This window comes from Pseudomonas sp. NY11955 (genome assembly GCF_048068035.1).
Taxonomy (GTDB): domain Bacteria; phylum Pseudomonadota; class Gammaproteobacteria; order Pseudomonadales; family Pseudomonadaceae; genus Aquipseudomonas.
In genome coordinates this window covers 18079-37463 of sequence record NZ_JBLUPS010000019.1, presented here as the reverse complement: position 1 = coordinate 37463, position 19385 = coordinate 18079, and the positions used below count along the sequence as shown (strand labels likewise).

Genomic DNA, 19385 nt, shown 5'->3' with positions numbered 1-19385 from the left:
GCTGATGGATATCGGGATGATTCGCGGCCTGGGCACCGTCGTGGTGATGGTGGCCTTCGTGGGCCTGGCGCTGTGGGTGTTCAACCCACGGCGCAAAAAGGACTTCGACGAAGCGACCCAACTGCCCTTCGCGGATGACCCCGAGGCCTGCCGCCACGTCGAGCAAGAGCACGCAAAAGCTTCTGGGAGCAAACAACAATGACAACCTTCTGGAGTCTGTACGTTACCGTCCTGACCCTGGGCACCATCTTCTCGTTGACCTGGCTGCTGCTGTCGACCCGCAAGGGCCAGCGCGAAGAGGTTACCGACGAAACCGTCGGGCATGCCTTCGATGGCATCGAGGAGTACGACAACCCCCTGCCGAAATGGTGGTTCTGGCTGTTCGTCGGCACCATCATCTTCGCCCTCGGCTACCTGGTGCTGTACCCGGGCCTGGGCAACTGGAAAGGCATCCTGCCGGGCTATTCGTACCTGGATAACGACAAGCAGACCGAGTTTTCCAACGGCCAGCCGGGCTGGACCGGCGTGCACGAGTGGGAAAAGGAAATGGCCAAGGCCGACGCCCGTTTTGGGCCGATCTTCGCCAAGTTCGCCGCCATGCCCATCGAGGACGTGGCCAAGGACCCGCAAGCACTGAAAATGGGCGCGCGACTGTTCGCCTCGAACTGCTCGGTGTGCCACGGTTCCGACGCCAAGGGCGCCTTCGGCTTCCCCAACCTGACCGATAACGACTGGCGTTGGGGCGGCGAGCCAGACACCATCAAAACCACCATCATGGGCGGCCGCCATGGCGTGATGCCGGCCTGGGCCGAGGTGATCGGCGACCAGGGTGTGGCTGACGTGGCGGCGTTCGTGGTCAGCAAGCTCGATGGCCGCACGCTGCCAGAAGGCGCGAAGGCCGATGCCGAGAACGGGCAGAAGATCTTCGCCGCCAACTGCGTGGCTTGCCACGGCCCGGAAGGCAAAGGCACACCCGCCATGGGCGCGCCGAACCTGACCCACCCGCAGGCGTTCATCTACGGATCGAGCTTTGCCCAGCTGCAGCAGACCATTCGTTATGGTCGCCAAGGGCAGATGCCGGCCCAGGAGCAACTGCAGGGTAATGACAAGGTGCATCTGCTGGCGGCTTATGTCTACAGCCTGTCGCACCAGGCCGAACCGGCCAAGGCTGAGTAAGCAGGCCCGGCCCTTTCGCGGCTGAAGCCGCTCCTACGACCCCTGTGGGAGCGGCTTCAGCCGCGAAGAGGCCGGTACAGTCAAGCATTTCTCACAGGCTGATGACCTGGATCAATTGACACCCGCCATAACACGATTCACACCACGAACCCAACGCGACTAAACGTCGCAGTGCGGCCCCATACCGCCAACAGCGGCGTATCATGGACCGCAGAGCGCTAGCAGATTGCGCGAGACTGCGGCCGGCACGCACTGGCCGCGGCGTTTCTCCACTGCCGTGGGACTTGATGATGAGCAAGCAAATTCCGGTACATGATGTAACCCCGCCTGCCAACAAAGGGAAGGATTCCGTCGATCTCTACGCCTCCCGCGAAAAAATCTACACCCGCGCCTTTACCGGTCTGTTCCGTCGCCTGCGCATGGTCGGTGGGGCAGTGCTGTTCCTGCTGTACTTCGGCACCGTGTGGCTGAACTGGGGCGGCCACCAGGCCGTGTGGTGGAACCTGCCCGAACGCAAGTTCTACATCTTCGGCGCCACAATCTGGCCGCAAGACTTCATCCTGTTGTCGGGCATCCTGATCGTTGCCGCCTTCGGCCTGTTCTTCGTCACCGTATACGCAGGCCGCGTCTGGTGCGGCTACACCTGCCCGCAAAGCGTATGGACGTGGATTTTCATGTGGTGCGAAAAGGTCACCGAGGGTGACCGCAACCAGCGCATGAAGCTCGACAAAGCCCCCATGAGCGGCAACAAGTTCCTGCGCAAGTTCGCCAAGCACAGCCTGTGGCTGCTGATTGGCTTCGTCACCGGCATGACCTTCGTCGGCTACTTCTCGCCAATCCGTGAACTGGTGATCGAGTTCTTCACGGGCCAGGCCGATGGCTGGGCCTACTTCTGGGTCGGTTTCTTCACCCTCGCCACCTATGGCAACGCCGGCTGGCTGCGCGAGCAGGTGTGCGTCTACATGTGCCCTTACGCACGCTTCCAGAGCGTGATGTTCGACAAGGACACGCTGATCGTGTCCTACGACCCGCGCCGTGGCGAAACCCGCGGGCCACGGAAAAAAGACGCCGACTACAAGGCCCAAGGCCTGGGCGACTGCATCGATTGCACCATGTGCGTACAGGTCTGCCCTACCGGCATCGACATCCGTGACGGCCTGCAGATCGAGTGCATCGGCTGCGCCGCGTGCATCGACGCCTGCGACAGCATCATGGACAAGATGAACTACCCCAAAGGGCTCATCAGCTACACCACCGAACACAACCTGTCCGGGCAGAAGACCCACATGCTGCGCCCGCGCCTGATCGGCTATGCCGTGGTACTGCTGGTGATGATCATCGGCCTGGCCACCGCTTTCGCCACCCGTTCGCTGGTCGGTTTCGACGTCAGCAAGGACCGCGTGCTGTACCGCGAAAACGCTCAGGGCCGGATCGAGAACGTGTACAGCCTGAAGGTGATGAACAAGGACCAGCGCGACCACGTCTACGTGCTGGATGCCGCCGGCCTGCCGGACCTCAAACTCGAAGGCCAGCGCGAGATCCGCGTGGCCGCGGGTGATATCGTCAGCTTGCCGGTGCAACTGTCGGTCGCCCCCGAGAAGTTGCCATCGACCACCAATGAAATCACCTTCATCCTCAAGAGCGCCGACGACAGCGACGCCCAGGTTGAAGCCAAGAGCCGGTTCATCGGCCCACAGATCCGCTAAGAGAGATAACCCACAATGCCTGCCGCCACCGCCGCCAGCCCCTGGTACAAGCACCTCTGGCCCTGGATCATCATTGGCATCCTCACCACTTCGGTGTGCCTGAGCCTGACCATGGTCAGCATCGCCGTGAACAACCCGGACAACCTGGTGAACGACAACTACTACGAGGCCGGCAAGGGCATCAACCGCTCGCTGGACCGTGAGTTGCTGGCGCAGAACCTGGGCCTTAAGGCCAGCGTGCACCTGGACGAACTGACGGGCGAAGTGGACCTGCGCCTGACCGGTAGCAGCGACCCGCAAAGCCTGGAGTTGAACCTGATTTCACCCACCCAGCCAGAGAAAGACCGCAAGGTGCTGTTGAGCCGGGTCGAGGCAGGGCGCTACGTGGGGCAACTGGAAGACAAGGTCGACGGGCGCCGCTTTGTCGAACTGCTGGGCAGCGAAGGGAGCCAGGTGTGGCGCTTGTTCGAGGAGGAAAAAGTCGAACACGGGGTTACATTGCAACTGGGTGATGAAGCCATTCAAGGCGCAGAGCACTTGTAGGAGCGGCCTTGTGCCGCGAAAGGGGCGCGAAGCGGCCCCACGACCTCGGCTTCGCAGCATGGTTTGTTGGGGCTGCTTTGCAGCCCTTTCGCGGCACAAGGCCGCTCCTACAGGGATGCGTGCCCGACCGGCCGATTTGTGTAAGGCAATGAAGTAATGACCCAGCCCACCCCCTGCTACCACTGCGCCCTGCCCGTCCCCGCCGGCAGCCGCTTCACCGCCGTGGTCCTCGGCCAGCCCCGACAGTTCTGCTGCCCCGGCTGCCAGGCGGTGGCCGAGTCGATCGTCGCCGGTGGCCTGGAACACTATTACCAACACCGCAGTGACAACAGCGCCAATCCCGAGGCCCTGCCCAGGCAACTGCATGACGAGCTGGCCCTTTATGACCGCAGCGACGTGCAGCAAACCTTCGTCCGCCACCAAGGCGCGCTGGCCGAAACCACCCTGCTGGTCGAAGGCATCAGCTGCGCCGCCTGCGGCTGGCTGATCGAAAAGCACCTGCGCAACCTGCCCGGCGTCGCCGAGGCACGTCTGAACCTGTCCAACCACCGGCTGCTGCTGAACTGGGACGACAAGCAGATTCCGCTCTCGCGCCTGCTGGCCGAACTGCGCCAGATCGGCTACGCCGCCCACCCCTACCAGCCCGACCAGGCCGCCGAACAGCTGGCCCGAGAAAACCGCAGCGCCCTGCGTCGTCTGGGCGTGGCTGGGCTGCTGTGGTTCCAGGCGATGATGGCAACCATGGCCACCTGGCCGGAATTCAACATCGACCTGTCGCCCGAGCTGCACACCATCCTGCGCTGGGTGGCGCTGTTCCTCACCATTCCCATCGTGTTCTACAGCTGTGCACCGTTCTTCAAAGGCGCGGCGCGCGACCTGCGCACCCGCCACCTGACCATGGACGTTTCGGTGTCACTGGCCATTGGCCTGGCCTTCGGTGCCGGCATCTGGACGGCCATCACCGGCAGCGGCGAGCTGTATTTCGACACGGTGGGCATGTTCGCCCTGTTCCTGCTCACTGGCCGCTACCTGGAGCGCCGTGCCCGCGAACGCACGGCCGCGGCCACCGCGCAGTTGGTCAACCTGCTGCCGGCCTCGTGCCTGCGCCTGGACGCCATCGGCCGCAGCGAACGCATCCTGCTCAGCGAGCTGCACTGCGGTGACACCGTGCAAGTGCTGCCAGGTGCGGTAATCCCCGCCGACGGGCGCATCGTCGAGGGCCGCTCCAGTGTCGACGAATCACTGCTGACCGGCGAATACCTGCCGCAACCGCGCCGGGTTGGCGAACGGGTGACCGGTGGCACGCTGAATGTCGAAAGCACCCTGAACGTGGAAGTCGAAGCTCTCGGCCACGACTCACGGTTGTCGGCCATCGTGCGCCTGCTGGAGCGCGCCCAGACCGAAAAACCGCGCCTGGCGGAGATTGCCGACCGCGCCTCGCAGTGGTTCCTGCTGTTTTCACTGCTGGCCGCCGTGGCCATCGGCCTGTGGTGGTGGCACCTGGACCCAACGCGGGCGTTCTGGATCGTGCTGGCGATGCTGGTGGCGACCTGCCCTTGCGCGCTGTCCCTGGCCACGCCAACAGCGCTTACCGCGGCCACCGGTACCTTGCACAAGCTCGGCCTGCTGGTGACCCGCGGCCATGTGCTGGAAGGCCTGAACCAGATCGACACGGTCATCTTCGACAAGACCGGCACGCTGACCGAAGGCCGCCTGACCCTGCGCAGCATTCGCCCGCTCGGCAGCCAGCCAGCCGACCGCTGCCTGGCCCTTGCCGCCGCATTGGAAAACCGCTCCGAACACCCCATCGCCCGCGCCTTCGGCCGTACCGCCACGCCTGCCGAGGATGTCCAGACCGTGCCCGGCCTGGGGCTGGAGGGGCTAGTGGACGGCCAGCGCTTGCGCATAGGCCAAGCCACCTTCGTCTGCGCCTTGAGCGGCACGGAAATCCCCGGCGTGCCGGAGCCACGCGGCCAGTGGCTGCTGCTGGGCGACCGCCAGGGGCCACTGGCCTGGTTCGGCCTGGACGACCGCCTGCGCGATGATGCCCCGGCCCTGCTCGCGGCCTGCAAGGCGCGTGGCTGGCGCACCCTGCTGCTATCGGGGGACAGCTCACCGATGGTTGCCGAAGTGGCCGCGCAACTGGGCATCGACCAGGCCATTGGCGGCCTGCGCCCGGACGACAAACTGGACCGGCTGAAGGCGCTGCAGGCACAAGGGTGCAAGGTGCTGATGCTCGGTGACGGCGTCAACGATGTGCCGGTGCTGGCCGCCGCCGACATCAGCATCGCCATGGGCAGCGCCACCGACCTGGCCAAAACCAGTGCCGATGCCGTGCTGCTGTCCAACCGCCTGCAGGCGCTGGTGCAAGCCTTCGACCTGGCGCGCCGCACCCGCCGCAACATCCTCGAAAACCTGCTGTGGGCGACCCTGTATAATGGCCTGATGTTGCCGTTTGCCGCGCTCGGCTGGATCACCCCGGTATGGGCCGCCATCGGCATGTCGGTCAGCTCGCTGATCGTAGTGCTCAACGCCCTGCGCCTGACCCGCATGCCATTGGTATCGGGCTCGCCGCCCCACGATGCGCCCTTGCCTGGGAGGAAGTCGCCATGCCCGCCCTCTATGTCATGATCCCCGCAGCCCTGCTGCTGGTCGGCGTGGCTGTGTACATCTTCTTCTGGGCGGTGGACAGCGGCCAGTACGACGACCTTGAAGGCCCCGCCCACAGCATCTTGTTCGACGACCAGGACCCACGCCACCAAGCGGCGGTGAAACCCGACGACGCCCCGGCCGACGCCGACAAGGAACCACCACCCCGTGCCTGACCTGCTTCCTCTGCTTGGCTCGGCACTGGTCCTTGGCCTGCTCGGTGGCGGCCACTGCCTGGGCATGTGCGGCGGCCTGATGGGTGCACTGACCCTGGCCATCCCACCCGAACAACGGGGCAAGCGCCTGCGCCTGCTGCTGGCCTACAACCTGGGGCGTATTCTCAGCTATGCCAGTGCCGGTTTGTTGCTGGGCCTGGCCGGCTGGGCCGTGGCCAGCAGCCCGGCGGCATTGGCGCTGCGGGTGGTGGCGGCGCTGCTGCTGATTGCCATGGGTCTGTACCTGGCCGGCTGGTGGAGCGGGCTGACCCGTATCGAAGCGCTGGGCCGCGGGCTTTGGCGGCATATCCAGCCAGTGGCATCGCGCTTGCTGCCGGTGTCCAGTCTGCCCCGGGCGTTGCTGCTGGGTGCCCTGTGGGGCTGGCTGCCGTGCGGGTTGGTGTACAGCACGCTGCTGTGGGCGGCCAGCCAGGGCAATGCCGGCCACAGCGCCGCGTTGATGTTGGCGTTCGGGGTGGGTACCTGGCCGGTTTTGCTGGCCACGGGGCTGGCGGCGGAGCGGGTGAACGCGTTGTTGCGGCGGCGCAGCGTGCGGGTAGCTGGCGGGATGCTGGTGATGCTGTTTGGCCTCTGGACCCTGCCAGGGCCACACCAGCACTGGTTGATGGGGCATTGACGGGGGCCGCTTTGCGGCCCTTCGCGGGCTTGCCCGCTCCCACAGGAACATGCGCCCCCTGTGGGAGCGGGCGAGCCCGCGAAGGGCTGCGGAGCAGCCCCAATGCCCTTGATACAAGTCAACACGGATCCCCACAGACAGCCATAGACTCCGGTGCACTGCTGCTCTTTCCGGGGACCGCCCTCATGCTCGACGACCTTCGTTGGGATACCGACCTGATCCGCCGCTACGATCTGGCCGGGCCTCGCTACACCTCTTACCCGACCGCCGTGCAACTGCACAGCGAGGTGGGCTCGTTCGACCTGCTCCACGCCCTGCGCGAGAGCCGTCGGGCCGTGCGCCCGCTGTCGCTGTACGTGCATGTGCCGTTCTGCGCCAACATCTGCTACTACTGCGCCTGCAACAAAGTCATCACCAAGGACCGCGCCCGTGCCGCGCCCTACCTGCAGCGCCTGGAACAGGAGATCCAGCTGATCGCCTGCCACCTGGACCCTAAACAGCGGGTCGAGCAGCTGCATTTTGGCGGCGGCACACCGACCTTCCTCAGCCATGTGGAACTGCGCCAGCTGATGGCCACCCTGCGCCAGCACTTCCACTTGCTGGACGACGACTCCGGCGACTATGGCATCGAGATCGACCCCCGCGAAGCCGACTGGTCGACCATGGGCCTGCTCCGCGAACTGGGCTTCAATCGCGTCAGCCTGGGCGTGCAGGACCTTGACCCGGCCGTGCAACGCGCGGTCAACCGCCTGCAGAGCCTGGAGCAGACCCGCACCCTGATCGAGGCGGCACGCACGCTGCAGTTCCGCTCGGTCAACCTCGACCTGATCTACGGCCTGCCCAAGCAAACCCCGGAAGGCTTTGCCCGCACCGTCGACGAGGTGATCCGCCTGCAGCCCGACCGCCTGTCGGTGTTCAACTATGCCCACCTGCCCGAGCGTTTCATGCCGCAACGGCGCATCGACAGCAACGACCTGCCCAGCGCCACTGCCAAGCTTGAGATGCTGCACGCCACCATCGACCAACTGACCGCCGCCGGCTACCGCTACATCGGCATGGACCACTTCGCCCTGCCGGACGACGAGCTGGCCATTGCCCAGGAAGAAGGCACCCTGCAGCGCAACTTCCAGGGCTACACCACCCACGGTCACTGCGACCTGATTGGCCTGGGCGTGTCGGCGATCAGCCAGATCGGCGACCTGTACTGCCAGAACAGCAGTGACCTCAACACCTACCAGGACAGCCTGTCCAACGCCCAGCTGGCCACCCAGCGTGGCTTGCTGTGCAACCACGACGACCGTGTACGCCGGGCGGTGATCCAGCAGCTGATCTGCCATTTCGAGCTGGATTTCGAACCCATCGAACAGGCCTTCACCATCGATTTTCGTGGCTACTTCAACGACCTCTGGCCTGAGCTACTGACCTTGCAGCGCGACGGCCTGATCAGCCTGGACGACAAGGGCATTCGCATTCTGCCGGCCGGCCGCCTGCTGGCGCGCTCGGTATGCATGGTGTTCGACGCCTACCTGGCGATGCAAAACCGCCAGCGCTTCTCGCGGGTGATCTGAAAACCGAGGCGTTCGACCGCATGGACAAGTGTCCTTGCCAAGCACACTATGGGCGTACAAGGACTCCCGGCAGGCCACCTGTCGGGGTTTCGCCAGCGCGCACCATCATCGCGCACACTGGCCTACACCCTATGTCGTGGGTTACCCTTACGACTTATGTGTGCTTTCCCACAAGGATCGATTCAAATGTCCGAGCCAGTCAAACTGCGCCCACACAACCAGGCCCATTGCAAGGATTGCAGCCTGGCCCCCCTGTGCCTGCCTCTTTCGCTGAACCTGGAAGACATGGATGCACTGGATGAAATCGTCAAACGCGGCCGCCCGCTGAAGAAAGGCGAGTTCCTGTTCCGCCAGGGTGACAATTTCGGCTCGGTCTACGCAGTACGTTCCGGCGCCCTGAAAACCTTCAGCCTCAGCGACAGCGGTGAAGAGCAGATCACCGGCTTCCACCTGCCCAGCGAGCTGGTCGGCCTGTCGGGCATGGACACCGAGGCCTACCCGGTATCGGCCCAGGCCCAGGAAACAACCTCGGTGTGCGAGATCCCGTTCGAGCGGCTTGACGAGCTGTCGGTGCAGCTGCCTCAGCTACGCCGCCAGCTGATGCGGGTCATGAGCCGGGAAATCCGCGACGACCAGCAAATGATGCTGCTGCTGTCGAAAAAAACCGCCGACGAGCGTATCGCCACCTTCCTGGTCAACCTGTCGGCACGCTTCCGCGCCCGCGGCTATTCGGCCAATCAGTTCCGCCTGAGCATGTCGCGCAACGAAATTGGCAATTACCTGGGCCTGGCGGTAGAAACCGTGTCGCGGGTGTTCACTCGCTTCCAGCAAAACGGCCTGCTGCGCGCTGAAGGCAAGGAAGTGCATATCCTCGACCCGATCCAGCTATGTGCGCTGGCCGGTGGTGCAATCGAGGCCTGAGGCCGGTGTTTAGCGGGTATACTTGGGCATTCGTTTTCCCAGGATACCCGCAACGATGCACAGCGACGCCTTCGACCTCAAAGCCCTGATCCGCCCGGTAGTGGACTTCCCCAAACCGGGTGTGATCTTCCGCGATATCACCCCGCTGTTCCAGTCGCCACGCGGGCTTCGCTATGTGGCCGACCAGTTCATCGAGCGCTATGTCGAGGCTGAGTTCAGCCACATCGGCGCCATGGACGCGCGGGGCTTCCTGATCGGCTCGATCATCGCCCACCAGTTGAACAAGCCACTGATCCTGTTCCGCAAGCAGGGCAAGCTGCCGGCTGACGTGCTGAGCGAGGGTTACCAGACCGAGTACGGCGAAGCCTTCCTGGAAGTGCATGCCGACAGCCTGTGCGAAGGCGATTCGGTGCTGATCTTCGATGACTTGATTGCGACTGGCGGCACGCTTCTGGCAGCGGCCAACCTGGTGCGTCGTACCGGGGCGCAGGTGTTCGAGGCGGCGGCGATCATTGACCTGCCGGAGCTGGACGGGTCGCGCCGGCTGCAAGCGGCGGGTGTGCCGACTTTTTGCCTGACCGAGTTTTCGCTTAGCGAATATTGAGTTGGCTTTTGGGGCTGCTTCGCAGCCCATTCGCGGCACAAGGCCGCTCCTACAGGGACGGCGCAATTTTCGGATATTTCGCGAACCCCTGTAGGAGCGGCCTTGTGCCGCGAATGGGCCGCAAAGCGGCCCCAATGAATCAGAGCGAAATCGGCCGCCGCCCGGCAAAGGCATGGGCCAAGGTCCCGCCATCCACCAGTTCCAGCTCCCCGCCCAGTGGCACGCCATGGGCAATCCGCGAAGCCACAAGCCCCTTCTCGCTCAGCAACTGCGCAATGTAATGCGCCGTCGCCTCCCCTTCCACCGTCGGGTTGGTCGCCAGGATCACCTCGGTAAAGGTGCCCTGCTCTTCGATCCGCGCCATCAGTTGCGGAATGCCGATCGCCTCCGGCCCCAGGCCATCCAGCGGCGACAGGTGGCCCTTGAGCACGAAGTAACGGCCACGGTAGCCCGTCTGTTCCACCGCATACACATCGGTCGGCCCCTCGACCACGCACAGCTGGGTATCGTCACGGCGCGTGTCGGCACATTGCGGGCACAGCTCCTGCTCGGTCAGGGTGCGGCACTGACGGCAATGGCCTACCCCTTCCATGGCCTGGGTCAGGGCCTGGGCCAGGCGCAGGCCGCCGCTGCGGTCACGCTCGAGCAGCTGCAAAGCCATGCGCTGGGCGGTTTTCTGGCCGACACCGGGCAGGATGCGCAGGCCATCGATCAGTTGGCGAATGAGGGGGCTGAAGCTCATGGGAAAGGCCTGACAATTCAATAAGAGGCGGTTTATACCCAGCGGGGGCATTGCCGTCAAATCAGTAGACCGCGCCTGGGTTGAAATCTCTGCAAAAAAAACCGCCACTGTTGTCAGCGGCGGTTTTGGCAATCGCAATGCCTTTAGAACGGCATCTTGAAGCCCGGCGGCAGTTGCATGCCGGCGGTCATGCCGCCCATCTTTTCCTGGCTGCTTTGCTCTACCTTGCGCACCGCGTCGTTCAGCGCAGCGGCGATCAGGTCTTCGAGCACTTCCTTGTCGTCTTCATCGGTCGACATCAGGCTCTGGTCGATGCTGACACGCTTGACGTCGTGACGACCGGTCATCACCACGCTCACCAGGCCGCCACCGGACTGGCCGGTGACTTCGGCATTGGCCAGCTCTTCCTGCATCTTTTGCATCTTTTCTTGCATCTGCTGGGCCTGCTTCATCAGGCCGGCCATGCCACCTTTCATCATGGGGGTATACCTCGATTGGGTCATGTGATGCGGCCTGGCACTGGGCCGGCCGCATGGTTATCCGTTACTGGCCCTGATCGACCAGGGCTTCTACAGGCTCAATAGTATCCTGCCGCACCTTGGCGCCGAACAACTTGATCATCTGCTGGATCAACGGATCCTGCTCGATCGAAGTGACCGCGTCCTGCTGGCGCTCGGCACGCTTGCGCGCTGCAGCCTGGGCCGGGGTTTCCTGCTCGGGCAGAATCAGCTCGATGCGCAGGTTCAGCGTACGCCCCAGGTGCTGGTTGAGCGCCTCGTTCAGGCGCCGCTGCTGGGTAGCATTGAACAGCGCGCCCTGGCCCGGGTCCAGGTGCAGCAGCCAATCGTCGCCATCGGCGGCAATCAGCGTACAGTTTGCGGCGATGTTGCCTGTCATCCCGGACACAGGCAACTGTGGGAATAATTCCAGCCATTGCAGGGCCAGACCGGTGGCCGGCTTGGCGGCTGGCAGCGGTTGAGCCGCAGGCTTGGGCGCTTCCTCCTGGACATGCTCCGCCAGTTCGTCGAGGTAGCTGAAACCGACCGGGTCGCTTTCGCCGCTGTAATAGTCATCATCCAGCGGCGGCTCATCGTCACGGTCCATGCCTACGGCGGCGTAGGCGGACGGGTCGAAAGGCGGCTCATCGTGCGCTGGCGCGGCCTGCGGGGGCGCTGCCGGAACGACAGGCGCCGGTGCCGGGGCAGGCGCAGCTGCAACTGGTACCGGCGCGGGTGCAGGCTCTTCCCACGGCAGGTCGACCACCTCGGCGACCGGTTCGGGCACGGAAATGGCCTCGATCTCGGCCTTCAGTTCAACCTCTGGCTCGGCCTCCGGCACATGGTCGGCCGTGGCCGGTGCAGGCACTTCCAACTGCGCAGCGGCCACCACAGGCTCAGGCGGCACGACCGCGGCAGGCGGTGAAGGCTCGGCCGATGCCAAGGCTGCCACCGGGGCTGCAGGATCAGCTGTGGCCTGGCTGATCCCCACTGGCTTTAGCACCGGTTTCGGCGCGTCGTCCGCGTCGGCCGGGCGGAACGCCAACATGCGCAGCAGGACCATTTCGAAACCACCACGCGGGTCCGGCGCCAATGGCAGGTCACGGCGGCCAATCAGGCCCATCTGGTAATAGAACTGCACATCCTCGGCCGGCAACGCCGAAGCCAGTGCCAACACCCGCTCACGGTCGCCCTGGCCGTTGTCCACCGCTTCGGGGAGTGCCTGGGCAATGGCCACACGGTGCAGCACATTGAGCATTTCGGCCAGCACGCCCGACCAGTCAGGCCCTTGCTCGGCCAGGTTGCGCACGGCCTCTAGCAAAGCCCTGGCGTCGCCTTCGAGCAGCGCCTGCAGCACGCCATAGACCTGGCCATGGTCGAGGCTACCCAGCATGGCCCGCACATCCGCGGCCAGTACCTTGCCTTCGCCAAAGGCGATGGCCTGGTCGGTCAGGCTCATGGCGTCACGCATCGAGCCATCGGCGGCACGGCCCAGCAGCCACAGGGCATCCGGCTCGAACGGCACGTTTTCGGCGGCCAGTACGTGGCTGAGGTGCTCGACCACCCGCTCCGGGCTCATGTTCTTCAACGAGAACTGCAGGCAACGCGACAGGATGGTGGCGGGCAGCTTCTGCGGGTCGGTGGTGGCGAGGATGAACTTGACGTAGGGCGGCGGCTCTTCCAGCGTCTTGAGCAAGGCGTTGAACGAGTGGGTCGAGAGCATGTGCACTTCGTCGATCAGGTAGACCTTGAAGCGCCCACGGCTGGGGGCGTACTGCACGTTATCGAGCAGTTCGCGGGTGTCTTCGACCTTGGTGCGGCTGGCGGCGTCGATCTCGATCAGGTCGACGAAACGGCCTTCGTCGATCTCCCGACACACCGAACAGGTGCCGCACGGCGTGGAGGTAATGCCGGTTTCACAGTTCAGGCACTTGGCGATGATACGGGCGATGGTGGTCTTGCCCACACCTCGGGTACCGGTGAACAGGTAGGCATGGTGCAGGCGCTGGTTGTCCAAGGCATTGATCAAGGCCTTGAGCACATGGGTCTGGCCGACCATTTCGCGGAACGAGCGCGGACGCCATTTACGTGCAAGAACCTGATAACTCATCGAAAAACCATCGTAGCCTGATAGAGCGGAAGATCGCTAATGCTAGCGGAGCGGGGGCAAAATTGCACCCTGCGCGAGTCGTCTAAGCTTGGATGCAGGCGCGTTGTTCAAGGAGGATACGCCTTTGCCAATATTGCTGGCCCTTCTGCTGCTCTGGTCCGCCCACAGCCTGGCTGAACAGCCGGTGCTGCGTTTCTCTATCGCAGAGAGCTGGAGCATGCCGTTGGTGCGCATCGAAGCTGACCAGCCCGTGGAAGGCCTGGTGTTCGAGCTGATCGAGGCGCTGGCCAAGGAAGTGGGCGTGCGGCCCCAGTACCACGTGATGGCCCGCCTGCGCCTGCAGGAAGCCATGAATAGCGGTGATATCGATGTGCGCTGCTATGTCAGCACCCAGTGGTTCAATGATCGTCCGGGGGATTTTGTCTGGAGTATCCCGCTGATTCATCAGCGTGACCTGTTGGTGGGGCGTGTCGGCGACAGCGCGCCGATGCCGCCGGAGCAACTGCCGCCCCAGGCCATCGGCACGGTGCTGGGGTACACCTATTCGACCCTGCAACCGCTGCTGGACCAAGGCCGGCTGCACCGTGAGGACAGCCGCAGCCAGTTGCTGGTGCTGCAGAAGCTGCAGGCCGGGCGCTATAGACATGCGGTGAGCAACCAGCTGTCGTTGCAGTGGTTCAACCAGGGGTTGCCAGCTGAGCAGCGATTGCAGGCGCTGGCGGTGCTGGAAGAACAGGACCTGGGGTGCATGGTGCGCAATGACCCGGCGATACCCACCCAGGGGGTGCTACGGGCGCTGGTGCGGATGAAGCAGTCGGGGGAGATTGAGCGGATTTTGCAGCGGTATGGGGGGGTGGGGGTTTGGGATGCTCCGGTGGCCCAGCCTTGATCTTGGTTAGGGCTGACAGGTGTACGCCGATCGTTTTTTGTTGCCTGTGAGACCGAGCGCCGCCCGCGCGGCGCATCGCGAGCAAGCTCGCTCCTACATCTGTTTCGGGCCAGTATCGCCTGCGCCTGCGCGCGCGACCGCCTTGTTTGCTCCGCACTATAATCGGGGTGGACGCCAAAGGGTCGTGCGCATCTGCCCCAGGATTAACTGGCCCGAAACAGATTTAGGAGCGAGCTTGCTCGCGATGCGCCGCGCGGGCGGCGCTCGATCTCACAGGCGCCAAACAACCCAAGCCAAGCACCCAGCAGCCATCACACGATTACACGCCAACGCTCAGCACCGGTAACTTCACCGCCGCTCAACCGCCAACGCCACTGCATCCGCCTGCCCCCAGGCAATCTGCATGGCCCGCAGCCCATGCTCCAATAGCTGCCTGGTTTCTTCATCCTGAATGCGCTCAAGCGCCCGGCGGCTATCGCTGTAGGCGAACATCAAGTAATGGGAAACATTCATCATCGCGAACTCCATCGGCACGATGCCTTCGCTGATGGCGCGGGAAAGAGATTTACCTTTGGGAAGATCGAAAATGTGGGGTGGATCGGGGACCAGTTTTTTCATGACTTCACCATACCAGGCTGAGGACACCCTTTCGCTTCCACACTTAGGGTGACAGTTGTACGCGGGGTGGAAGACCAGGGGTATGGCAAACCTGGCAGGCCCGAAGACCTCCCACGTACAACTGTCATATAGACAGCTACCAAACCACCCAGGCTTCCACACCCGATCGCTGAACTGACAGCGACCGCAAAAGCCTAGTGGGCGGGGTTTCCCGGGACAATCAGACGGGAGTCGACGGAGATCGTAGGATAATTCGCTGCACCTGACTGATACGTAGGAGCTTTCTTAAATTGATATCAGATTCGTCTAGAAAATCCTCAGCCGCGAGATGAAGGACGATACTGAGGGCAGTTGGACTACAACATCCACGGGAAGACGGCGATTTCGCCCCCAACCCAAAACCGCACACAATCATGCATAGCCCATGGCACATCGCCGCAACGAATAGACAGGCCGATGCTTCAGGATGATCGTGAACACCTCGAACTTGAAAAGTTACAAATTGGAAACAGCAAGCTTGTCGCCGAGACTCACAAACTCGTGGCAGAAACGCGTAAGCTCAAGCGAGAGACATTCTGGTACCCGCTGTTGGTTGGAGCGACGGTCGTGACGGCCGTCGCGGGCATCATGGCGTTGACCAGCAAACTTTGAAACTTCATCAATCCGGATGTTAGGAGTTACAAATGCCCCAGCCTGCCCAAAACCACTCCGAGCAGTTACACAGCGAAGCCGAGATGCTTGCCGAGGAGATACGCAAGCTCAGAGAATCCTCCCCTTGGGAGGCTTTGGTCCCGTTTAGCATAGGTGCAGGGTTTGCCCTGGTACTGCTGGTAGCAGGCATGCTGATTGTGCGCTCGCTCTGACCGAGCTCCCGCCCTCACACCAAAGCCAGCAAACCCGCACTCAAGTACAACCCCACGCCAAACACAAAATGCGTTACCAGGCTCTTCAGGCAGTTACGAGCAGGCGTAGGCGTCCTGGACGCAAAGAACCCGGCCCCCATCACCGGCTGCATGAAGCACAACGGCGCCACGACCGTACCCACACCGACAACGACCGCGGGCACCAAGGTGGGCGACAGCAACCAGCCCTCCCCCACGACCGCAACCAGCAGCATCGCGAACAGCACACCGATCGCGTAATGAATCACCCACCCCCACACCAGCTCATGCCGCACCGGCTCCGCCCTGGCAATCGCCTGATGCCGCACACGCCCGCTCAGCAAATGCCCCGCCCAACGCCCGACCATGGCAAAGTTCAGCGTGGCAACCCCCAGCCGCCTGAGCAGCAGCCCCCACAGGTCCATGACCACCGTGGCACCGACACCAATCGGCAAGGCAGCGGCAAACATCGCAGTTAACGTCATTGAAAAGTCCCTCCAAGATTGACGCTCATCACCATGCCGCGCAGCATAGAAGTTGAAGTCAACTTCAAGTCAAGGGCCCGAAATGGACATTGCCGACGTCGCCAAACGCACAGGCGTACCCGCATCGACACTGCGTTACTACGAGAAGAAAGGCTTGCTCAAGTCACTGGCCGGGCGTGGCCAACGACGGCAGTTTGCGGCCGATGTGGCAGACCGTTTAGCACTGATCGCCCTGGGGCAAGCTGCGGGGTTTTCGCTGGATGAAGTGGGGGCGATGTTGGTGGACCTGCAGGTGGACCGGCAGATGCTGATGGCCAAGGCGGACGAACTGGATGCGCGTATCAGACGGTTGCAGGCGATGAGCAAGGGCTTGCGGCACGCAGCACAGTGTCCGGAAGAGGATCATTTGGCATGCCCGAAATTCCAAAGGCTAATGAAGCTCTCGGCTGCAGGGCTTGGTAAAAACAAGGGCTGCACTACCTTAGCGAAATGATGGCGAAATGATTCTAATAAGCCACTACTCAGTGTAAAGTTACGCGCCTCGCCGCCCTCCCGCGCGCGAGAACAGCACTTACGCTTAGGAAATGTTGCATGTCCACAATTAGAAATCTGACCGCTGCCGCCCTTATAACGCTGACCACCGGTTGCGCTACCGGCCTCAATTCGGCCCAAGAGTCGGAACTTGCCAGCTACCGCGCCAAAAACCTCGCGGTTGAAGAAAAAAGCCCTGGGCTTGCTGCCGGCCTAGGCCTGCTTCCGGGTGGCGGTTCGTTCTATGGTCGCGCCTACGGTTTTGGCGTGGTGAACCTGTTGTTCTGGCCGCTTTCCATTCTCTGGGACCCAGTGAGTGGGCATGACGCTGCAGAGTTCATCAACTACCAAGCCACCAAAGCTCACGTTGCAGCGCTTAAAAAGCATGACATGGACGAGCTTGATACCAAGTTGGAGTCTGACGTGATCGACCTCAAGCGATACACGCTCGACAAACGCAGGATCGATGAAAAGTACAACCTGTAAGGGTTCTGCTGATTAGCGCAATACTCGATCTAAGGCCTTGGCGAGACATTCCAACGCTTTGGCCTTTGATCAACGATGTAACAACGGTTTCGAGACTGAAGATACTGGAGTCTTTCAGCCAAGTGCTAAATTTTACCGTCAGGTTCAACGACCACAGCCATCTCCGGCCCCAGCCAAGGTTGGCAGAAGCATTATCTCTCAGAGTAGGCAGCTCCTGGTGAGACCTTGAAACCGTTCGAGGTAGCCAATTGGCATTCGCTCAAGACTTCGCTCTTCAACTAAAGAACCGTTATTATCCTGGCTATTTGGTGTGACATCCAAGAAGTACATTGGATACCCGGTTATCGCCGTAATAGTAATCCTGTTTCCCTGACGGTAGCTTTTGGCACCATCGAACCGGATCATTTCAAATCCCCGCGCACTACCGTTGAACACACCAACGACGCACTCCGCCAGTGACTCCGGAGAGCGCTCACTTTTGTAAATTTCGGCAGGCAGCGATTCTCTCAACTCATCAATAGACTTCATGCTGCAGGAAGCAAGAAGGGAAATTCCAAGAAATAATAGTACAAATCGCATTGCTGATGGCGTCCCAACCCAAGACTCGCTGAACACCCCATACCGAGGTCATCTATCTGCCCTCGGCATGAGGAGACATGCATTCTTATTCGTACAAGGAGATGACACCTTTCAACTGCTCTGCAAACCCATAAATCTCATCCAATGAGGTGATAGGATGGCGGGTCTCATTTTTGTCAGCATCAAATAGACCAATGTATTTCTGACTTCGATTGAAGTGCAGACGACAGATAGGTTTACGGTTATTATCATCAAGCAAGACACCAAAGTAGCTCTTCGTATCTCGATGGACGATTCGCTTCGCATCAACAACCGCCCTTACGATTGCCTTGACGATGTGGAATCCTTCCAATTCCTCAAGCGTCGTCTGGATCTGGTCTTCAGGACTATCTTCAGCAGGCTCCGAAACTGGGCTATTTTCGACAACCTCCATCGCATATGACGGCTCAACCGCGCCACTCATAGCCGACTTCAACCGATCATTGATCTGATCCCCCAAAAACTGGATTGCAGCCTTACGGGTCAAGGTTGTGAATTGCTCCCTAACCTTCTGGGTGATGATCCCGTCGTAGACCCGAGTAGCGAAAAACTTAACGAAGTCGTCGCTTGGCTGACTGAACTGCGAGGCCATCTCTTTTTTGATCTGCCCAACGTACTTCAGCTCACCAGCGGCACTGATAATAGAGTCTACATCGAATGCGGACTTAGTCAGTTTCTGCAGCTCAGGAAGAGCGTGCTCATCTATATCTAGAAGATCCAGCTCCAAGAATGGCTTCTCATCCATCTTATTAGGAGCATCAAGATCAGTAAAGAATCGATAAACCTGGCCGTTGGTAAGGATCGAGATACGGGCCGTGGTGACATGGAAATATCGGAAAAGCTGACTTGCATGATTGATGTGCAGTGGCTCACCGATCTTCTTGCACTCAATCAGAATCTGGATTTCGCCATTTTTCATGATGGCGTAGTCGATCTTCTCTCCCTTTTTTGTTCCAACGTCGCAGACGTACTCTGGGGTCACCTCTGAAGGGTCAAAGACGTCGTAGCCCAGGACGGAGTTGATGAAGGGCATGACAAAGGCAATTTTGGTTGCCTCTTCAGTTTGAATAGCAGGGCCCTGCTGGCGGATTTTGGCTGATAACGCGTTCAGTCGCTCTATGAATTCCATCTCTAGCTCCTCGCTCAGATGCCACATCCTAGTAGCACTGCGCCATGATGGCAATTACCAATCAAACGGGAGTAAAGGGAGCAAGCTAAGCAGGATCAAGCAGGGGCCTCGGGGCCGTTACAAGCCAACAGACTGAGAGAGCTGAAGAGAAGGCGAGACTTGCGATAACGCACCACTTAGGCATACCCAAGCGCTGTTCAACTGCAAGATTCTTATGCGAGAAATCCTTGAAAATTCAAAGACCTGGAATGGAGGCAGCCCCACCAGCCACACCCCGGCACTCGATGTTCCCGCTATGGCTGCTCCCTTCCGGGCCTGACCAGGTTAACGGGTAATCAATGCGGGGGGACCGATGGGGCCACCACTACATGCCTCGCTGA

Annotated in this window: 21 protein-coding genes and 1 other RNA gene; 15 read left to right on the top strand and 7 right to left on the bottom strand. The window is 61.6% G+C overall.

The window, feature by feature from the left end:
• The first annotated feature begins 4 nt into the window (after positions 1-4).
• The 10 genes from ACNFBR_RS25710 (at position 5) to ACNFBR_RS25665 (ending at position 10019) form a co-directional block, all read left to right on the top strand.
• Entirely contained in the window at positions 5-202 is a 198-nt protein-coding gene (locus ACNFBR_RS25710; protein ID WP_012273408.1) for a CcoQ/FixQ family Cbb3-type cytochrome c oxidase assembly chaperone, read from the top strand.
• Positions 199-1176 (top strand): cytochrome-c oxidase, cbb3-type subunit III, encoded by a 978-nt coding sequence (gene ccoP / locus ACNFBR_RS25705; protein ID WP_416737338.1) that lies wholly within the window; start codon positions 199-201, stop codon positions 1174-1176. The genes ACNFBR_RS25710 and ccoP overlap by 4 nt, the downstream gene beginning before the upstream one ends.
• 290 nt (positions 1177-1466) lie before the next feature.
• Complete coding sequence (ccoG, locus tag ACNFBR_RS25700) at positions 1467-2882, top strand: cytochrome c oxidase accessory protein CcoG (RefSeq protein ID WP_416737336.1); 1416 nt, start codon at positions 1467-1469, stop codon at positions 2880-2882.
• 15 nt (positions 2883-2897) lie between these two features.
• Positions 2898-3425, top strand: coding sequence for a FixH family protein (locus ACNFBR_RS25695; RefSeq protein ID WP_416737334.1), 528 nt, complete (start codon positions 2898-2900; stop codon positions 3423-3425).
• A gap of 156 nt (positions 3426-3581) precedes the next feature.
• On the top strand, positions 3582-6056 hold the full coding sequence (locus ACNFBR_RS25690) for a heavy metal translocating P-type ATPase (RefSeq protein WP_416737333.1): 2475 nt from the start codon (positions 3582-3584) through the stop codon (positions 6054-6056).
• Positions 6035-6250 (top strand): cbb3-type cytochrome oxidase assembly protein CcoS, encoded by a 216-nt coding sequence (gene ccoS, locus ACNFBR_RS25685; RefSeq protein ID WP_416737331.1) that lies wholly within the window; start codon positions 6035-6037, stop codon positions 6248-6250. The genes ACNFBR_RS25690 and ccoS overlap by 22 nt, the downstream gene beginning before the upstream one ends.
• Complete coding sequence (locus ACNFBR_RS25680) at positions 6243-6926, top strand: sulfite exporter TauE/SafE family protein (RefSeq protein ID WP_416737330.1); 684 nt, start codon at positions 6243-6245, stop codon at positions 6924-6926. Before ccoS ends, ACNFBR_RS25680 begins: the two co-directional genes overlap by 8 nt.
• A gap of 185 nt (positions 6927-7111) precedes the next feature.
• Positions 7112-8494 carry an oxygen-independent coproporphyrinogen III oxidase gene (hemN, locus tag ACNFBR_RS25675; protein ID WP_416737329.1) on the top strand — a complete coding sequence of 461 codons (1383 nt, stop codon included), beginning with the start codon at positions 7112-7114 and terminating at the stop codon, positions 8492-8494.
• A 186-nt stretch (positions 8495-8680) separates the two neighbouring features.
• Positions 8681-9415, top strand: a complete 735-nt coding sequence (fnrA, locus tag ACNFBR_RS25670) for a Crp/Fnr family transcriptional regulator FnrA (protein ID WP_012273416.1) — start codon at positions 8681-8683, stop codon at positions 9413-9415.
• Between the two features lie 55 nt (positions 9416-9470).
• Positions 9471-10019: an adenine phosphoribosyltransferase gene (locus ACNFBR_RS25665; protein WP_009683910.1), complete on the top strand. Its 549-nt coding sequence runs from the start codon at positions 9471-9473 to the stop codon at positions 10017-10019.
• Positions 10020-10158: 139 nt separating this feature from the next.
• On the opposite strand, the gene recR is transcribed toward ACNFBR_RS25665, so the two are convergent.
• The 3 genes from recR to dnaX all read right to left on the bottom strand — a co-directional run bounded on the left by recR (position 10159) and on the right by dnaX (position 13368).
• Positions 10159-10761, bottom strand: coding sequence for a recombination mediator RecR (gene recR / locus ACNFBR_RS25660; protein WP_025754785.1), 603 nt, complete (start codon positions 10759-10761; stop codon positions 10159-10161).
• A gap of 143 nt (positions 10762-10904) precedes the next feature.
• On the bottom strand, positions 10905-11240 hold the full coding sequence (locus ACNFBR_RS25655) for a YbaB/EbfC family nucleoid-associated protein (protein ID WP_003254305.1): 336 nt from the start codon (positions 11238-11240) through the stop codon (positions 10905-10907).
• Between the two features lie 64 nt (positions 11241-11304).
• Complete coding sequence (dnaX, locus tag ACNFBR_RS25650) at positions 11305-13368, bottom strand: DNA polymerase III subunit gamma/tau (RefSeq protein WP_416737328.1); 2064 nt, start codon at positions 13366-13368, stop codon at positions 11305-11307.
• A 124-nt stretch (positions 13369-13492) separates the two neighbouring features.
• Between dnaX and ACNFBR_RS25645 the strand changes: the two genes are divergently transcribed.
• On the top strand, positions 13493-14257 hold the full coding sequence (locus ACNFBR_RS25645) for a substrate-binding periplasmic protein (RefSeq protein ID WP_416737327.1): 765 nt from the start codon (positions 13493-13495) through the stop codon (positions 14255-14257).
• A 348-nt stretch (positions 14258-14605) separates the two neighbouring features.
• Here the strand turns inward: ACNFBR_RS25645 and ACNFBR_RS25640 are convergent, their stop codons facing one another.
• The gene (locus tag ACNFBR_RS25640; protein ID WP_416737326.1) at positions 14606-14875 is read right to left on the bottom strand and encodes a hypothetical protein; all 270 of its coding nucleotides are present in this window, start codon (positions 14873-14875) and stop codon (positions 14606-14608) included.
• A 456-nt stretch (positions 14876-15331) separates the two neighbouring features.
• Between ACNFBR_RS25640 and ACNFBR_RS25635 the strand changes: the two genes are divergently transcribed.
• Together ACNFBR_RS25635 and ACNFBR_RS25630 are read left to right on the top strand one after the other, a co-directional pair.
• Positions 15332-15526 (top strand): hypothetical protein, encoded by a 195-nt coding sequence (locus tag ACNFBR_RS25635; protein WP_416737325.1) that lies wholly within the window; start codon positions 15332-15334, stop codon positions 15524-15526.
• Between the two features lie 32 nt (positions 15527-15558).
• Positions 15559-15738: a hypothetical protein gene (locus ACNFBR_RS25630; RefSeq protein ID WP_416737324.1), complete on the top strand. Its 180-nt coding sequence runs from the start codon at positions 15559-15561 to the stop codon at positions 15736-15738.
• A gap of 14 nt (positions 15739-15752) precedes the next feature.
• Here ACNFBR_RS25630 and ACNFBR_RS25625 read toward each other — a convergent pair whose 3' ends face one another.
• Positions 15753-16241 (bottom strand): DUF2938 domain-containing protein, encoded by a 489-nt coding sequence (locus ACNFBR_RS25625; RefSeq protein WP_416737323.1) that lies wholly within the window; start codon positions 16239-16241, stop codon positions 15753-15755.
• 82 nt (positions 16242-16323) lie between these two features.
• On the opposite strand from ACNFBR_RS25625, the gene ACNFBR_RS25620 reads away from it, so the two are divergent.
• Both ACNFBR_RS25620 and ACNFBR_RS25615 read left to right on the top strand, forming a co-directional pair.
• A complete protein-coding gene (locus ACNFBR_RS25620) occupies positions 16324-16734 on the top strand; it encodes a helix-turn-helix domain-containing protein (protein WP_416737322.1) in 411 nt (136 codons plus the stop codon).
• Positions 16735-16832: 98 nt separating this feature from the next.
• Positions 16833-17258, top strand: a complete 426-nt coding sequence (locus tag ACNFBR_RS25615) for a hypothetical protein (RefSeq protein WP_416737321.1) — start codon at positions 16833-16835, stop codon at positions 17256-17258.
• Between the two features lie 664 nt (positions 17259-17922).
• Here ACNFBR_RS25615 and ACNFBR_RS25610 read toward each other — a convergent pair.
• The gene (locus tag ACNFBR_RS25610) at positions 17923-19005 is read right to left on the bottom strand and encodes a type I restriction endonuclease (RefSeq protein WP_416737319.1); all 1083 of its coding nucleotides are present in this window, start codon (positions 19003-19005) and stop codon (positions 17923-17925) included.
• Positions 19006-19263: 258 nt separating this feature from the next.
• An RNA gene (gene ffs, locus ACNFBR_RS25605) (signal recognition particle sRNA small type) lies at positions 19264-19360 on the bottom strand.
• Positions 19361-19385 lie beyond the last annotated feature (25 nt).

Excerpts from the sequence above, each read along its gene's own strand:
- ACNFBR_RS25710 (WP_012273408.1), top strand. The coding sequence starts at position 5 with ATGGATATCGGGATGATTCGCGGCCTGGGCACCGTCGTGGTGATGGTG.
- ccoP (WP_416737338.1), top strand. The coding sequence starts at position 199 with ATGACAACCTTCTGGAGTCTGTACGTTACCGTCCTGACCCTGGGCACC.
- ccoG (WP_416737336.1), top strand. The coding sequence starts at position 1,467 with ATGAGCAAGCAAATTCCGGTACATGATGTAACCCCGCCTGCCAACAAA.
- ACNFBR_RS25695 (WP_416737334.1), top strand. The coding sequence starts at position 2,898 with ATGCCTGCCGCCACCGCCGCCAGCCCCTGGTACAAGCACCTCTGGCCC.
- ACNFBR_RS25690 (WP_416737333.1), top strand. The coding sequence starts at position 3,582 with ATGACCCAGCCCACCCCCTGCTACCACTGCGCCCTGCCCGTCCCCGCC.
- ccoS (WP_416737331.1), top strand. The coding sequence starts at position 6,035 with ATGCCCGCCCTCTATGTCATGATCCCCGCAGCCCTGCTGCTGGTCGGC.
- hemN (WP_416737329.1), top strand. The coding sequence starts at position 7,112 with ATGCTCGACGACCTTCGTTGGGATACCGACCTGATCCGCCGCTACGAT.
- fnrA (WP_012273416.1), top strand. The coding sequence starts at position 8,681 with ATGTCCGAGCCAGTCAAACTGCGCCCACACAACCAGGCCCATTGCAAG.
- ACNFBR_RS25665 (WP_009683910.1), top strand. The coding sequence starts at position 9,471 with ATGCACAGCGACGCCTTCGACCTCAAAGCCCTGATCCGCCCGGTAGTG.
- recR (WP_025754785.1), bottom strand. The coding sequence starts at position 10,761 with ATGAGCTTCAGCCCCCTCATTCGCCAACTGATCGATGGCCTGCGCATC.
- ACNFBR_RS25655 (WP_003254305.1), bottom strand. The coding sequence starts at position 11,240 with ATGATGAAAGGTGGCATGGCCGGCCTGATGAAGCAGGCCCAGCAGATG.
- dnaX (WP_416737328.1), bottom strand. The coding sequence starts at position 13,368 with ATGAGTTATCAGGTTCTTGCACGTAAATGGCGTCCGCGCTCGTTCCGC.
- ACNFBR_RS25640 (WP_416737326.1), bottom strand. The coding sequence starts at position 14,875 with ATGAAAAAACTGGTCCCCGATCCACCCCACATTTTCGATCTTCCCAAA.
- ACNFBR_RS25635 (WP_416737325.1), top strand. The coding sequence starts at position 15,332 with ATGCTTCAGGATGATCGTGAACACCTCGAACTTGAAAAGTTACAAATT.
- ACNFBR_RS25630 (WP_416737324.1), top strand. The coding sequence starts at position 15,559 with ATGCCCCAGCCTGCCCAAAACCACTCCGAGCAGTTACACAGCGAAGCC.
- ACNFBR_RS25625 (WP_416737323.1), bottom strand. The coding sequence starts at position 16,241 with ATGACGTTAACTGCGATGTTTGCCGCTGCCTTGCCGATTGGTGTCGGT.
- ACNFBR_RS25620 (WP_416737322.1), top strand. The coding sequence starts at position 16,324 with ATGGACATTGCCGACGTCGCCAAACGCACAGGCGTACCCGCATCGACA.
- ACNFBR_RS25615 (WP_416737321.1), top strand. The coding sequence starts at position 16,833 with ATGTCCACAATTAGAAATCTGACCGCTGCCGCCCTTATAACGCTGACC.
- ACNFBR_RS25610 (WP_416737319.1), bottom strand. The coding sequence starts at position 19,005 with ATGGAATTCATAGAGCGACTGAACGCGTTATCAGCCAAAATCCGCCAG.